Source organism: Streptomyces sp. NPDC087901 (genome assembly GCF_044742205.1).
Taxonomy (GTDB): Bacteria; Actinomycetota; Actinomycetes; order Streptomycetales; family Streptomycetaceae; genus Streptomyces.
Genome location: NZ_JBIUUC010000006.1, coordinates 167,962 through 181,657, shown reverse-complemented (window position 1 = coordinate 181,657; position 13,696 = coordinate 167,962). Strand labels below are relative to the sequence as shown.

The window sequence follows — 13,696 nt, the reverse complement described above, 5'->3', positions numbered from 1 at the left end:
ACTCACACCCAGCCGGTAGCAGGACACCCGAGCCGACGCAGTCGACATCGCGCGGACGGGCCGGCCAGCACCACGATCGGAGCGGGCCGGCCACGAACCATCGGGGTGGGGCGCCCGTCGTCAGCGCCGCCTGCGGACCTTCAGCGCGTTGTCGGTACGGGTGGTGGGGTTCCCGTCCGGGTCGTTCTGCACGCGCTCGTGCTCCGCGCTGACCAGCACGTCCCACTGTTCCTCGGGGAGTTCGAGGGAGGCGAGCACCTCGTCCGTGGTGGGGAGCTGCATGTCCGCGTGGTCGTGCTCCCAGGCCGGGAAGCCTGCGTGGCCGACGATCAGGAGCACGCCGCCGGGTGCGACCGCCGCCGCGGCCCGGCGGAGGATCTGCTCGCGCGGCAGGTCGCCCATCGAGTGCAGGAACTGCGCGGAGACCAGGTCGTACTCCCCCTCGGGGAAGGAGACCCCGAGGTCGTGGAACTGCCAGTCGATCCGGTCGGCGACCTCCGCATCGGCCCCGTGTTCGGCGGCCCGGTCCAGGGCGACGCGCGAGATGTCGGTGGCGGTGACCTGCCAGCCCTGGCGGGCGAGCCACACCGCGTCGACCCCCTCGCCGCACCCGAGGTCCAGGGCACGCCCCGGCTTCAGGCCCTCCACCTCACGGACGAGCGCGGTGTTGGGGTTGCCGCTCCAGATACGGTGGCTCTCCCGGTAGCGCTCGTCCCAGAGTTCGGCGTCGGACACCTTGGCCGCGTCGGAGGCGGTGCTGTCGGTTGTCATCGTGTCTCCTGCAGTCCGTGACGGCGGTTTCCGAGTGTCTTCTCGCAGACCTGCCGCTCGGCCTCGGCCGAGAAGGGTGCGCGGCGGGCCTCGACCGCGCGACGGGTGTCCTCGCCGACGAGGTCGGCGTTGATGGCCGAGCCGGCCTTCAGCCCCGCCGCGGCGGAACCGATGACCTGCTCCATCAGACTCGCGACGTTACCGGCCACCCAGACCCCGGGCACCTCCGTCGCTCCGGTCGGGTCGGCCGCGATGTACGTACCGAGGGTGTGACCGCCCATCTCCAGCGGCGTGGCGTGCAGACCGAGGCCGTCGAGCACCCCGGAACGCGCCGTGAAGCGCGGCTGGACCACGACGGCCTCGCGCGGCACGACCCGGCCACCGGCCAGCCGCACCCCGGTGAGACGGTCGTCGCTCACCTCCAGCCCGGTCACCTCTCCGTCCACCACGGCGATGCCTCGCGCGGCCAGCTGCTCGTACTCCTCGTCGCTCGGCTCGGTCCCGTTGTGGAGGAAGAGAGTGATGTCGGCGCTCCACTGTCGCCAGAGCAGCGCCTGGTGCACGGCCATCGGCGTCAGCGCCACGATGCCGATCGCCGCGTCCCGGACCTCCCAGCCGTGGCAGTACGGGCAGTGCAGGACGTCCTCCCCCCAGCGCTCGGCCAGGCCCGGGATCGACGGCAGCTCGTCGATGAGCCCGGTGGTGACAAGGAGGCGCCGCGCGGTGACAACGGCCCCGTCCCCCCGCACGACGCGGAACCCGGCCCCGCCAGGCAGCCTCTCCGCCGCCGTGACCTCACCCTCGACGATCTCGGCCCCGTACTGGGCCGCCTCCTTGCGGCCCGCGGCCACCAGCTCCGAGGGCGGGGTGCCCTCGCGGCCGAGGTAGTTGTGCACGTGGGACGCGGGTGCGTTGCGCGGGCTGCCCGCGTCGATCACCAGCACCGAACGCCGGGCCCGGGACAGGGCCAGCGCCCCGCTCAGGCCTGCGGCCCCACCGCCGATGACCACCACGTCGTACGTCTGCGTCATGTCGCTCATGCGAAACACCTCCATCTACGGAAGATGGTGCGCGCCGGGCTCCGATCCGGCAAACATCCTTGCCGAAGCGGCAAACTCGCACCAGACGACCTTGCCGGGACTCCGCTCCCCCACACCCCACGCGTCGGCGAGCGCCGAGACCAGCAGCAGCCCGCGCCCGCCTTCGGCACCGGGGCCCGGCTCGGAGTGATGGTCGGTAGGGACCTCGCCCGCGCCACTGTCATGCATCTCGACACGGAGCCTGCCGCCTCCGCCCCGTCTCCCAGCAGAGGTGGAGACGGAACCCGCGCCCCGGCGGCACCCCGTGCACGGGCGCGTTGGTGGCGAGCTCGCTCACGCAGAGCAGCACGTCGTCGACATCCACCCCGCACGCCCAGTCGACCAGCGCCTCGCGCGCGAACCTCCGCCTCGGTGGGCGCGCTCCGGGCGTCGCTGCCCGCAGCGGAACACCGGTCAGGTCAGGTCAGGTCAGGTCAGAACCACTGGGCCCAGCCGAAGGTCGCGATGTACGCGCGCTCGATCGCCTTCCAGCCCCGTCCGCCGCGTCGGCGGACAACGGCCGAGGCCAGCGCAAACCAGGCTGCGAATACGCCGCCAATGATCAGCGGCCACTTCGGGCCATCCAAAGCCCCGACCGCGCCGAGTGCCACGGCCGTCACCACCAGACCGCCGTGTGCCCCGGCTTGAGCGCAGTGCCTCCCGGACTACCCGCCGGTCCTCTGCGAGGACCCGCTCATACGCGTTCGGTTCTGTCTCCGCGCTGCGCTCCCGCTCAGTGTCCTTGTCCATGAAGGCCCCCTCAACAGATCTGTCCCTACGAAGGATTGGCGCGCATGCACAGACGCATCGCCCTTCACGACCGTTGCTGTCCAGCGGGCATACCCAAACGCAAGACCGCATACCGACTGGCGACAGCTGCGTGTCACGGAGCGTTGCTCACACGGCCTCGTCAGACCCACCCTGGCCTCCCAAGGGGACGGAACGAATCCGACCAGAACGAAGCCAAGACAGTAAGGACGTCAGGGCCGCGCGGCGGCGGTGCGGCCTCCCGTGACACGCAGCAGGTCGAGCTTGCCCTCGTCGCTGCTTCCGGACGCTGCCGTGTAGGTGACCATGCGCAGGTCCGCGCCCGGAACGATCAGGACGTCACAGTCGAGCAGGATGTCGCCGATCTCCGGATGCCGGACCGTCTTGCGGTCGCTGACGTGCTGGGCGGCTGCTGTCTGCGTGGCCCAGTGCCGGGCGAAGACCTCGGACTCCTCCCGTAGGTCCTGTACGAGACGATCGAGCCGTCCGTCCGCCGGGTAGCGGGAGACGGCGTCCTTGAGGTCGGCGACGATCGACGCCTGGGAGGCGTCCTGTCCGCGCTCGGACCGGATGGGATAGAGCGAGGCGCGAGCGGCGCCGGTACCGAAGAAGGCGCGGGCGAGGTTCCGTTCGGCCGGGGGGAGAGCGGAGGGCTCGCCGTGCAGGGCACTCCACATGGTGTTCCACCACACCAGGGTCCAGTCGGCGGCGAACACCCCGATCGGGACGTCACCCAGGCGCGCCGCCAGCCGCTGGATGCCCGGGGGCACATGGGTGCTGACCGTGCCGTCCTGCGGGGGCAGAAGCCCGGCGCTGCGGTACAGCTGGTCGCGCTCGGGCCGGGAGAGCTGGAGGGCCCGGGAGAGGGCGCCGACGACCTGGGCCGAGGGATTCCTCGCGCGTGACTGCTCCAGGCGCAGGACGTAGTCGACCGAGAGCCCGGCCAGCTGCGCGAGCTCCTCGCGGCGCAGTCCCGGGGCGCGGCGGCCGGCCGTCGCGGTGAGGCCGGCGTCGACCGGGGAGAGGCGGTCACGCCAGGCGCGCAGGAGTGCACCGAAGGTGGGGCGGGAGGCAGCCATGGATCCATTCTCGCCGCTCGGCACCCGACGAGCCTGGGTACTGCCGGTCCTGGGCACGGGGACGGCACTGGTTGACGGCGGCACAAGCCGCGAACGTGGTGATGTGCTCAGCCGGGCACGCACCGGCTGAGCAGCGGAAGAGGCCTCCCATGCAGCACACCATCGTGATGACGGGCGCGAGTCGCGGCATCGGCCGCATCGCCGCGGAGCACATCCTGCGACGGTCGCCCGACGCGCACCTCCTCGTCGTCGGCCGCGGATCCTCCGGCGTACGCCTGGCCGCAGAGCTGAGCGCGGGCGGGCACGCGGTCTCGTACGTCTCGGCCGACCTCGGCTCGCTGGACAGCGTCCGGTCGGCCGCCGTCGAGATCCGCGAGCGGCTGGAGCGTGGTGAGCTTCCGCCGCTGCGCGGCTTCGTGGGCAACGCGGGCATGCAGTACACGAACGCGCTGACCGAGGGGCCCGACGGGTTCGAGTCGACCTTCGCGATCAACGTGCTTGCCAACCACCTGTTCGTCCGGCTGCTCCAGGACCGGTTCGTGGCGCCCGCCCGCATCGTGATCACCTCCAGCGACACCCACTTCGGGGACTTCAAGCACAACATGGGCATGGTCCCCGGCCCGGTGTGGAAGTCCCCGGACGTCCTCGCCCGTCCGGGCGCCTTCCCGAAGCCTGACACCGCAGCCGGCGGGCGTACCGCGTACTCCACGAGCAAGCTGGCCGCGATCTATCTGGTGCACGAGTACGCGCGCCGGCTGCCGGCCGGGGTCGACGCCGTGGCCTACAACCCGGGGTTCGTCCCCGGCACCGGCCTCGCCCGGAACGCGGGACCCGTCTCCCGGTTCGCGATGCGCCGCATCCTGCCGGTCATGGCCCTCACCCCGTTCGCGACCGGCCGCAACGCCGCAGGGCGCTACCTGGCCGACGTCGTCCTCGGCGCGACCACGGCACCGACCGGGTCCTACGTGGACCGCACCCGTGCGGCCCGGTCGTCGCTGGAGTCCTACGATCCCCGGCGCGAAGGCGAGCTCTGGGACACCGTCGAACGGTTCACCGCGACGTGCGCCGCCTGAGACGGTCGCAGCGACGGGAGCGCCCGCTCGTCACAGCCCGGTGCGGAGAGCGGCGACACGCGCGGCGGCGGCGTCGAAAGCCGTGCCGTCGAGCTCGCCGGACGCCAGAGCGTCGCTCAGGGCGGTCACCGCCTCGTCGCCCTGGGAGACGCTGCGCGACGAGCAGAGCAACAGGTCCATGCCCGCGGACGCGGCCGTGACGGCGCGCTGCGACGTACTGCCGAAGGGCTGGAGCGCACCGGCCTCCAGGGCGTCGGTGATCGTGACGCCCGTGTAGCCGAGCCGGTTGCGCAGTTCACCGACGACGGTCGGGGACAGACCGGCGGGACGGCTGGGATCCAGGGCGGTGTAGATGGCCCAGGACAGCATGACGAGCTTGGTGCCGGCGGCGATGGCGTCCCGGTACGGTGCCTCGTCCACGCTGCGCAGGGTGGCCGCGGAGGTGGTGATGGTGACGGGGCGGAGGTCCGTGTTCTGGCTCGCGGACGCGGGACCGAGACCGGGGAAGTGCTTGGCGGTGGCGGCGACACCGACGCCCTGCTGAGCGGTGATGAAGGTCGAACCGCAACTGGCGACGGCAGCAGCGGACTTGCTGTACGAGCGCTCGTACTGGTCGGTGAAGTCGCCGGCCTGGCGGTAGACGTCGAGGACCGGGGCGAGGTTGACGTTCATGCCGATGCCGGCGAGGTTCATCCCCGCGCCGCTGCCGGTGAAGTCGGCCCACTGGTGCGGGTCGGCGGAGGCGCCGACGTCCTTGGCGGACATGACGGGCTCACCGGGCAGGCGGCGGATCATGCCGCCTTCCTGGTCGGTCATCAGGAGCAGCGGGGTCTGCACGGGGGACGAGGCGTGCGCCGCGTTCATCGACCGGATGACGCTCTCGATCTGGGTCAGGTTCTGGATGTTCTCCCCGAAGAAGATCACACCGGCCGTGCGGCCTTCCTTGATGGCGTTCATCAGGGAGGCGGGGGGCGTGAGGCCTGGGTAGGAGTGGATGACGCACTGCCCGGCGCGCTGTTGCGGGGACAGCGCGGCGACGCGGGGACTTGAGCCCTCGGGCATCCGTACGGCCGCTTCGGAACCGGTCGCCGGCCCCAGCCCCGCGGCCAGGGCCGCGGTTCCGGCGATCAGCGCGGCGCGCCTGCTGAGGGGTGGTGTCGAGCGCATGACGTACTCCTTCGCGAACTGTCGTGGAGCCGGGCAGAACCTCGGGAGGGAACGCGGGGCCGGAGCGACCGGGTGCGGCCGCTCCGGCCCCCGTACCCCTCACGCAGAGGCCACGCCCGGGACGGGGCAACGTGTTCCGGCGTCCACCGTCACGGGGTGTTGTTGGCCAGAGCCAGCAGGCGGGAGCGGTCACCGCTGAAGCGGTCGCGGTCGACGTTGCCCGAGACGCCGTTCACCGCACCGGTGGAGGAGTACTGCCAGACCGTGTAGTAGGGGAAGCCCGCCGGGATGCTGGGGGTGCCGGTGGTCCAGTTCGCGACCCACAGCGGGCTGCGGGCGGACATGCCGCTCCAGCCGCCGGTGCAGGTGTTCCACCAGCTCGGGCTGGTGTAGATCACGACGTCACGGCCCGTGCGGGCCTTGTACTTGTTGTAGAAGTCGAGGACCCACTGCTGCATGCCGGCCTGGGAGTAGCCGTAGCAGGTGCCCTCGATGTCCAGCACCCCGGGGAGCGTGAGGTTGTCGCGGGACCATGCGCCGCCGTTGCTCGCGAAGAAGTCGGCCTGGACCGCGCCACCGGAGACGTCCGGCCGCGCGTAGTGGTACGCGCCCCGGATCACGCCCGCGTTGTAGGCGTTCAGGTAGTTGGCGCTGAACGTCGGGTCCTTGTAGGTCAGGCCCTCGGTCGCCTTCATCCAGGCGAACTCGATGCCCGCGCCGCGGACCGAGCTCCAGTTGATGCCTCCCTGCCAGCTGGAGACGTCGACGCCCTCGGGGTTCGCCTTGAGGTTGGCGTCCGCCCGTGCGCCGAGGTGCAGTTGGCGGGTGTCCGGCTTGAAGTCCTTGCTGTCCTGGACGTAGCCGACGCCCATGTACCCCTTGCCGTAGGGCACGCCGTTGTCCGACAGAGGAGCCGACGACGCGGTGCCGGACATCAGGCCGAGCAGCAGTGCGGCGCTCGTACCGACGACACCGGCCACGGTGAGTCTCTTCTGGGTGCGCTTGAGGGAAATACTCCGGGGGAACATGGCGGCCTCCTGCTTGTGGGGGGACTGGCGTTCGGCGACGTTCTACGCGCGTCGAGTTGTCGCGAACACGTCATAGTCAGCCACAGGAGCAGGCGCGAGGTAAATAGTTTTCCTCTTCGTTAGTGGTCTAGACCAATCCCCGCTCCACTGAGCTGTACGAACGGCCGGCGCCGGACGGAAGTTTCTCGAACTGACGGGTCCGCCGGAAGGTCTCCTTCAAGGCGCCACCCAAGGTCTTCCGATCCCCGAAGGCGCTTTGCCCGCAATCACGGACGCCGGGATCGGCACGGTGGCGGCGCGAGGCCCACGCGGGTGGCAGCGAGGTAGATGCGGCGGGTCGGGATCTCGTTGTCGTACGCCTCGCGCACCGTGCAGTCGTCGACGCGGAAGGCCGCGCCACCGGCCGCCGTCCGGAGCTCGCACTCCGTGAACTCCGCCCAGTACACCTGCAGATCGCCGCCGAGCGGATCGTCGATGACACCGTCGCGCGTCCCCTCCTTCGCCACGATCAGCAGCTGCCCTCCCGGCCGGACGGCCGCAGCCCATGACGTCAGCGTGCCGGCCAGTTCCTTCTTGGGCCGGTCGTGCAGCGAGTAGTACGAGACCAGCCCGTCCAGCCGCTCCCCCGCGATGTCCCGCTGGTCCATGACCGCGAACCGGCACCCGGGCCTCTCCTGCCGCGCGAGGGCGACGCAGCGCGGCGAGAGGTCGATGCCCAGCACGTCGAGACCGCGGGCGGTCAGCAGCTCCGTGACATGGCCGCAGGGTCCACAGCCTGCGTCGTACACCCTGCCGCCCTCGACGACTCGCCCCGCGAACGCGTTCAGGGCATCCACGTCGAAGGACTTGCCGTCCAACTCGTGGCGGAACAACCGGAGATAGTGGTCCGCGCGCGCGTCCCACGAACGGACGACGTCGTCGGCACTGCCGGGCTCCGGCGGAGACAGGGGCATGTCAGCCATCGCCCCAATGTAGTGCCGCCACCGCCGGTGCCCGACGGCACCGGCGGTGGCGGGCAGGTTCTGCTGGTCAGCCGAACTGGCCGGGCGTGTAGTCGCCGGCGGGCTGCCGGACGATGACGTTCACGCGGTTGAAGGTGTTGATGAGGGCGATCCCGCACACCAGGGCGGCGAGCTGGTCCTCGTCGTAGTACTTGGCGGCGTTCGCCCAGGCTTCGTCCGTGACACCACCGGCCGCGTCCGCGATGCGCGTGCCCTGCTCCGTCAGCTCCAGGGCGGCGCGCTCGGCCTCGGTGAACACTGTGGCCTCTCGCCACGCGGCAACGAGGTTGAGGCGGACCGCGGTCTCTCCCGCGTGCGCGGCGTCCTTGGTGTGCATGTCGGTGCAGAAGCCGCAGCCGTTGATCTGACTGGCGCGGAGCCTCACCAGCTCCTGGGTCGCAAGCGGCAGCGTCGAGTCCGCGAGCACCTTGCCGGCGGAGATGATGTGCTTCAGCGCCTTGGAGGCGACGGTGTTGGTGAAAACGTTCAATCGAGCATCCATCGGGTGAGCTCCTGTGCCGTGGTGGGTGACTACACCTCCCTGACGGAGCGGACCGGCAGGACGTGACACGCACCGATGTGACGGCGGCCCTCACCTGCGGCACCGGGACCGGCCGACGCGCGGTCAGTACGGGCGGGGGATCGGCCAGGACGGCAGCAGGGCGGTCGCGGCCCCGGTCGCGGTGCGCGGACGCGCCCCGGGCCCGCACTCGATCGAGTGGACGTTCCGCACCTTGGAGGCGGTTCGCGGGATAAACGCCCTCCCGGACGCGATCATTCGGCGGTGATCTCAACCTTCCGGACGGCACGCCGTCCCAAGTACCCGTTCCTGGCCGGGCTCGGCTCGCTCGCCGTGCTGACGCTGCTCCCGGCGATCCCGGCCGAGGCCGCCGCCGCACCTTCCGCCGACGCGTCGCCGCAGGCCACCGGGTTCGTCTCACCCCGCGAGGTGACCGCGGCCGAGCGCAGGACCGCCGCGTACCTCGATGCGTCGCAGGGCAGGCCCGAGCGGCTGAAGGCCTTCTTCAAGGCGCTGCCGAAGGGCGGCGACCTCCACAACCACCTGTCGGGTGCCGCCTCGACGGAGTATCTGATCAAGCTCGCGATCGAGCGGGGCCTGTGCATCGACGCGACGATGACAGCCGTCGCGCCGCCCTGCGGTACGGGCACGCGGCCCGCCGCCGACGCGCGTACGGACGCCGCCTTCCGGCAGCAGATCATCCGGGCCTGGTCCATGCAGGACTTCCCCGCCGATGAGTCCGGGCACGACCACTTCTTCGACACGTTCGGCAAGTTCGGTCTGGCGACGTGGGACCGGGGCAAGCTGCTGGCCAATGTGGCCAACACCGTCGTGGAGCAGAACCAGTTCTACCTGGAGACCATGGTCACTCCCGCCTCGGACAGTGCCAAGAAGCTTGCCGACGCGGTGGGTTACGACGCCGACCTGGCCGCCTTCCACCGCAAGCTCCTGGCCGGCGGTCAGCTCGACCAGGTCGTGAACGAGGCGGTCCAGGAGGCTGACGACGCCAACGCGCAGTTCCGGGCGACCGCGCACTGCGACACGAACCGTCCCGACCCGGGCTGCCGGCTGCCCGTCCGCTGGATCTCCCAGGTTTCCCGGGGCAGTTCCCCGGAACGGGTGTTCACGCAGATGGCGCTCGGCCTGCGGTTGGCCGAGCGTGACCCGAGGTTCGTCGCGGTCAACCTCGTGCAGCCGGAGGACTGGGACAGCTCGCTGAGCAACTACAGCCTCCAGATGCGGATGCTGCAGTACCTGCGCGGCCAGTACCCGGACGCCCACCTCACCCTGCACGCCGGTGAGCTGGCCCCCGGTCTGGTCAAGCCCGAGGACCTGACCTTCCACATCCGTGAGGCCGTCCTCGTCGCCGGTGCCGAACGCATCGGCCACGGCGTCGACCTGGTTCACGAGGACGACTGGCGGCAGCTCGCCCGGACCATGGCACGGCGCCAGGTCGCGGTCGAGGTCCCGTTCTCCAGCAACAAGCAGATCCTCGGCATCTCGGGCGCCGACCACCCGTTCAACGCCTACCGCCGCTACGGCGTCCCGGTGGTCCTGTCCACCGACGACCCGGGCGTCTCGCGGATCGACATCAGTCACGAGTACCAGTACGCCGCCAAGACGTACGAACTCGGCTACACCACCCTGAAGGACCTGGCCCGCGCCTCGCTGGAGTACGCCTTCCGCGACGGCCGCAGCCTGTGGGCCACCGGTTCCGCCCCCTCCGGATATCGGCTGGTCCCCGCCTGCGCCGGCAGCCGGCCCGGCGCCGACCGCCCGAGCGCGCGCTGCGGCCGCTACCTCGCCGACAACCCGAAGGCCGCGACCCAGTGGCGTCAGGAGACGGCCTTCGCCGCCTTCGAGCGCGACCACGCCGGTCGCCGCTGACCCGGCACCGACCGGAACAGGGGGTGCGGGGCCGTGGCCCCGCACCCCTACGCGTCCGCGACCGGCCGGTACGTACAGACCTGCACGCCCGTGCCGTTGATGACGGTCGAGACCAGTTCGAGGGTGCGCAGCCCGCCGTCCTCGGGGAAGATCGACTTACCGCCGCCGAGCAGCACCGGCATGATCACGAGCTGGAGTTCGTCGACGAGGCCCTCGCTCAGCAGGCTGCGTACAAGGGTGGGGCTGCCCATGACCAACAGGTTGCCGCCGTCCTTCTCGCGCAGCTCCTGGATGCGGACCACGAACTTCTCACCGGGGATGCGCTCGGTGTTGTTCCACGTGAGGTCGCCGTCGCCCAGGGTGTCGGTCACGACGTACTTTTCGATGGCATTCATCCGGTCGGCGAAGGGGTCCCCGGCCCGCTCGGGCCATGCCCCGGCCATCGTCTGCCAGGTGCGGCGGCCGAAGAGCAGCGCCTCGGCCGAACTCATCGCGCTGTCGAACGCGCCGCCCACCACCTCCGGGTCGAAGAAGGGGTGCGACCAGCCGCCGTGGGCGAAGCCGCCGTCCGTGTCCTCCTCGGCACCGCCCGGCGCCTGCACGACGCCGTCCAGGCTGATGAACTCGCTGATAACGATGCGCATGTGACTCTCTCCTCGTGGACCGCGGATCAGGTGTACGGGAAGTGAGACTGCCACGCCGCCCGGAACTCATCGCAAACCATCGCGGCGATCACGCGGTGGTTGCGCGGGAACCGCCCGACCGGGCGCCGGACGGACCCAACCTCGTCACCGGTCCCGGCCGCCGCTACCGGCGTTCGGCAACAGGGGCGGGCCCGGCAACAGTTGTTGACGGTTCCTTGCCTGCCTAACGCTTTGATCCAGCCACGCAACACGTGGATCCTTCATGTGACGTACATACATCGCCTGGAGGCACATCCATGAGATCGACCCGCGCCGCGCTGCTGATCGCCGCAACCGCTCTGACGCCCGCCCTCCTCTTCACCGCACCGGCCTTCGCCGCCACGTCCGCGTCGGCCACCCCCGCTGCGTCCACCACGCCCGTCACCCCCACGCCGGCGACGGCCTGCCCGGCCACATCGTCCGACCCCGGCACTCCTGTCGACGAGATGACGGAGGATGAACTCCGGGCCGCGATCCAGGACATCCTCGCGGACGAAAACGCCGGGCGGGGTGTTCTGCGCGAGGCGAACGAGGCTCTGGGCGGCACAGTGGACGCCATGCGCGCCTTCCTGGAGACGGGCTGTCGCACCGCCCAGGCCGAGGACGACACCGTCTCCGTCGTCCGCATCCTCGGCGTGGCCACGCAGAACGGCGACAAGAGGGTGATACGCGAGGTCAACGATCTCCTCGACGCCCGAACCCCCGAAGCCCTGCGTGCCTTCCTGGAGACGGGGTACGCCCTGGCCCAGGCCGAGGACGACTCCGTCGCTGTGCTCCGCATCCTCGGCGTGGCCACGCAGAACGGTGACAAGGCGGTGATACGAGCGGCCAACGACGCCCTCGACGCCTACACCCCCGAAGCCCTGAGCTCCTTCCGGTGGACGGGGTACCGGCTCGCCCAGGCCGAGGACGACTCGGTGTACATCGTCCGCATGCTCACGGACCCGGACATCAGCGACGCCATGTACGCCGCGATCCAGGCTGTCCTCGACGACGGCAGCCCGGAGGCCCTGCGGCACTTCCGGACGGTCGGCCAGTACGAGATCGACAGCTGATCGCAGCCGCGAGGAGCGGCCCGCCGAGGCCGACGCCGGAAGGCGGCCCACGCCGGTCCGACGGATCGTGGGGCCTCGGCCGGGCCGTCCTTGCGGCACTTCCCCGAGTGCTCAGAAGCCGTCACGCATGCTCGGAAGCCCCCACGCGTACTCAGAAGCCGCCGCCCCCGAAGTCCCCGCCGCCTCCGAAGCCGCCGCCGTCGCCGAATCCGCCGCCACCGAAGCCGGACGAGTCGAAGTCGGAACCGGAGAAGTCACCGCCGGAGTAGTCACCCCCGCCGAAGTCGCCGCCGCCGTACTCCGCCGCGTACGCCGGGGTGGAGAGCATCGAGCCGAGCATCGTGCCGACCAGCAGGCCCGGGAGCAGCCCGCCGCCGAAGTAGCCTCCCGCCCAGGGGCCGTAGGCCGGGCCGGCCTCCCAGTAGGGGCGCCTGCTGCCGTCGCCCATGTCGACGGTGCGGCTCATCGGGTCCTCGCCGCTCCGGAGCCGTATCTCGTCGGCGCCGCAGACCGGGACCTCGCGGGCCGTACCGCCCGACGGGGTCCAGCTGGCGTCGGCGACCGAGGGGCCGTGGCGCGGATCGAAGAAGCAGGGCGGGCGGCGGGCCGGGAGTTCGCCGCCGGTGCGGCGGGCGTCCAGGACGGCGAGCGAGTAGCGCCCGTCCTCCAGCGCCTGCGTCACCCCGCGCACGTCCGAGGGGTGCCTGGCGTGCTCCATCCGGGATTTCGCGCTCTCGTAGGAGTCGAGGGCGCCCTCGTAGTCGGCGCGCATCGTGTCGTCGGCGCCCGGCTCCGCAGGGTGGAAGTCGAGCCGCTCCAGGGTTTCCCCGTATGCCGTGATGTCCTCGTCGACGACGACCCGGAGCTTGTCCAGGGCGGCCTGTTCCTCGGCCTCCTTGCGCTTGCGGTTACGGCGCACGATCGTGTAGGCGCCCGCGCCGCCGAGGACCACCACCGCGCCGACCGCGATCAGGCCCGCGGTGGCCGAGCTGCGGCCGGGGGACGCGTCCCCGCCCCAGGAGCTCGGGGCGTTGCCCCGGGCCTGTTCGACGGCCCGGTCGACGAACGCGTTCAGCTGGGTCGCGGCGGATGTGTCCGCGCCGGGGGTCTTCACGGCCGCGGTGAGGTTCTGGACCGCCTGCTGCGACATCACCCGCGGGTCGGCGCCCGCGTTGAAACCGTCGCCGAGGCGGACCGCGTAGACGCCGGTGATACCGGTGTCCGTACGCAGGGTGCGCAGCACGCTGTCCGCAGGAAAGGCGGAGCTCTGCGGCAGCACGGCCACGAAGACCGGCTTGTCCGCGTCCTTGATCTTCTTCGTCAGGGCGTCGGCCTGGCTCCGGGAGAGCTGGCCTGCCGCTGCCGGATCGACGTACACCGGACTCTTGCGGAGTGCCTGGGCGACGTCGTCGACGGTGGAGGCGCCGGTCGCGGCCGGTGCGGCGGGGGCCAGGAGCAGGGCGGCCGCCGACAGCAGGAGGAGAAGCCCCGCCAGGAGGGCCGGGACCAGGAAGTTCGGGAACGGTCTGTTCCGCATACTTCGACGCTAACCCACATGGGTGAGAAATGCGTTGCGGGCGGGCGG

The 13,696-nt window shown here is 71.1% G+C and carries 13 protein-coding genes and 1 pseudogene; 3 read left to right on the top strand and 11 right to left on the bottom strand.

The window, feature by feature from the left end; all coding sequences use genetic code 11:
• Positions 1 to 120: 120 nt before the first annotated feature.
• The 5 genes and pseudogenes from ACIOEW_RS21030 to ACIOEW_RS21010 form a co-directional block, all read right to left on the bottom strand.
• Positions 121 to 771: a class I SAM-dependent methyltransferase gene (locus tag ACIOEW_RS21030; RefSeq protein WP_401965099.1), complete on the bottom strand. Its 651-nt coding sequence runs from the start codon at positions 769 to 771 to the stop codon at positions 121 to 123.
• Entirely contained in the window at positions 768 to 1,811 is a 1,044-nt protein-coding gene (locus ACIOEW_RS21025) for an NAD(P)/FAD-dependent oxidoreductase (protein ID WP_401965098.1), read from the bottom strand. Before ACIOEW_RS21025 ends, ACIOEW_RS21030 begins: the two co-directional genes overlap by 4 nt.
• A 15-nt stretch (positions 1,812 to 1,826) precedes the next feature.
• A pseudogene (locus tag ACIOEW_RS21020) lies at positions 1,827 to 2,268 on the bottom strand (ATP-binding protein).
• A 16-nt stretch (positions 2,269 to 2,284) separates the two neighbouring features.
• Positions 2,285 to 2,461 carry a hypothetical protein gene (locus ACIOEW_RS21015; protein ID WP_401965097.1) on the bottom strand — a complete coding sequence of 59 codons (177 nt, stop codon included), beginning with the start codon at positions 2,459 to 2,461 and terminating at the stop codon, positions 2,285 to 2,287.
• 369 nt (positions 2,462 to 2,830) lie between these two features.
• Positions 2,831 to 3,697 (bottom strand): helix-turn-helix domain-containing protein, encoded by an 867-nt coding sequence (locus ACIOEW_RS21010; protein ID WP_401965096.1) that lies wholly within the window; start codon positions 3,695 to 3,697, stop codon positions 2,831 to 2,833.
• A 149-nt stretch (positions 3,698 to 3,846) separates the two neighbouring features.
• Between ACIOEW_RS21010 and ACIOEW_RS21005 the strand changes: the two genes are divergently transcribed.
• Positions 3,847 to 4,770 (top strand): SDR family NAD(P)-dependent oxidoreductase, encoded by a 924-nt coding sequence (locus tag ACIOEW_RS21005; protein WP_401965094.1) that lies wholly within the window; start codon positions 3,847 to 3,849, stop codon positions 4,768 to 4,770.
• A gap of 30 nt (positions 4,771 to 4,800) precedes the next feature.
• Here the strand turns inward: ACIOEW_RS21005 and ACIOEW_RS21000 are convergent, their stop codons facing one another.
• The 4 genes from ACIOEW_RS21000 to ACIOEW_RS20985 all read right to left on the bottom strand — a co-directional run bounded on the left by ACIOEW_RS21000 (position 4,801) and on the right by ACIOEW_RS20985 (position 8,468).
• Positions 4,801 to 5,937: a glycoside hydrolase family 3 N-terminal domain-containing protein gene (locus ACIOEW_RS21000; protein ID WP_401965092.1), complete on the bottom strand. Its 1,137-nt coding sequence runs from the start codon at positions 5,935 to 5,937 to the stop codon at positions 4,801 to 4,803.
• 149 nt (positions 5,938 to 6,086) lie between these two features.
• Entirely contained in the window at positions 6,087 to 6,965 is an 879-nt protein-coding gene (locus ACIOEW_RS20995) for a GH25 family lysozyme (RefSeq protein ID WP_401965090.1), read from the bottom strand.
• 266 nt (positions 6,966 to 7,231) lie between these two features.
• Positions 7,232 to 7,927 carry a class I SAM-dependent methyltransferase gene (locus tag ACIOEW_RS20990; protein WP_401965089.1) on the bottom strand — a complete coding sequence of 232 codons (696 nt, stop codon included), beginning with the start codon at positions 7,925 to 7,927 and terminating at the stop codon, positions 7,232 to 7,234.
• 67 nt (positions 7,928 to 7,994) lie between these two features.
• A complete protein-coding gene (locus ACIOEW_RS20985) occupies positions 7,995 to 8,468 on the bottom strand; it encodes a carboxymuconolactone decarboxylase family protein (RefSeq protein WP_362556626.1) in 474 nt (157 codons plus the stop codon).
• A 282-nt stretch (positions 8,469 to 8,750) separates the two neighbouring features.
• On the opposite strand from ACIOEW_RS20985, the gene ACIOEW_RS20980 reads away from it, so the two are divergent.
• Positions 8,751 to 10,373, top strand: a complete 1,623-nt coding sequence (locus ACIOEW_RS20980) for an adenosine deaminase (RefSeq protein ID WP_401965087.1) — start codon at positions 8,751 to 8,753, stop codon at positions 10,371 to 10,373.
• A gap of 47 nt (positions 10,374 to 10,420) precedes the next feature.
• Here ACIOEW_RS20980 and ACIOEW_RS20975 read toward each other — a convergent pair whose 3' ends face one another.
• Positions 10,421 to 11,017, bottom strand: a complete 597-nt coding sequence (locus ACIOEW_RS20975; protein ID WP_401965086.1) for a dihydrofolate reductase family protein — start codon at positions 11,015 to 11,017, stop codon at positions 10,421 to 10,423.
• 296 nt (positions 11,018 to 11,313) lie between these two features.
• On the opposite strand from ACIOEW_RS20975, the gene ACIOEW_RS20970 reads away from it, so the two are divergent.
• Positions 11,314 to 12,111 carry an ALF repeat-containing protein gene (locus ACIOEW_RS20970; protein ID WP_401965084.1) on the top strand — a complete coding sequence of 266 codons (798 nt, stop codon included), beginning with the start codon at positions 11,314 to 11,316 and terminating at the stop codon, positions 12,109 to 12,111.
• A gap of 151 nt (positions 12,112 to 12,262) precedes the next feature.
• On the opposite strand, the gene ACIOEW_RS20965 is transcribed toward ACIOEW_RS20970, so the two are convergent.
• A complete protein-coding gene (locus tag ACIOEW_RS20965; protein WP_401965083.1) occupies positions 12,263 to 13,648 on the bottom strand; it encodes a hypothetical protein in 1,386 nt (461 codons plus the stop codon).
• Positions 13,649 to 13,696 lie beyond the last annotated feature (48 nt).

Excerpts from the sequence above, each read along its gene's own strand:
- ACIOEW_RS20965 (WP_401965083.1), bottom strand. The coding sequence starts at position 13,648 with ATGCGGAACAGACCGTTCCCGAACTTCCTGGTCCCGGCCCTCCTGGCG.
- ACIOEW_RS21025 (WP_401965098.1), bottom strand. The coding sequence starts at position 1,811 with ATGAGCGACATGACGCAGACGTACGACGTGGTGGTCATCGGCGGTGGG.
- ACIOEW_RS21005 (WP_401965094.1), top strand. The coding sequence starts at position 3,847 with ATGCAGCACACCATCGTGATGACGGGCGCGAGTCGCGGCATCGGCCGC.
- ACIOEW_RS20975 (WP_401965086.1), bottom strand. The coding sequence starts at position 11,017 with ATGCGCATCGTTATCAGCGAGTTCATCAGCCTGGACGGCGTCGTGCAG.
- ACIOEW_RS21010 (WP_401965096.1), bottom strand. The coding sequence starts at position 3,697 with ATGGCTGCCTCCCGCCCCACCTTCGGTGCACTCCTGCGCGCCTGGCGT.
- ACIOEW_RS21000 (WP_401965092.1), bottom strand. The coding sequence starts at position 5,937 with ATGCGCTCGACACCACCCCTCAGCAGGCGCGCCGCGCTGATCGCCGGA.
- ACIOEW_RS20970 (WP_401965084.1), top strand. The coding sequence starts at position 11,314 with ATGAGATCGACCCGCGCCGCGCTGCTGATCGCCGCAACCGCTCTGACG.
- ACIOEW_RS20995 (WP_401965090.1), bottom strand. The coding sequence starts at position 6,965 with ATGTTCCCCCGGAGTATTTCCCTCAAGCGCACCCAGAAGAGACTCACC.
- ACIOEW_RS20990 (WP_401965089.1), bottom strand. The coding sequence starts at position 7,927 with ATGGCTGACATGCCCCTGTCTCCGCCGGAGCCCGGCAGTGCCGACGAC.
- ACIOEW_RS20985 (WP_362556626.1), bottom strand. The coding sequence starts at position 8,468 with ATGGATGCTCGATTGAACGTTTTCACCAACACCGTCGCCTCCAAGGCG.
- ACIOEW_RS21030 (WP_401965099.1), bottom strand. The coding sequence starts at position 771 with ATGACAACCGACAGCACCGCCTCCGACGCGGCCAAGGTGTCCGACGCC.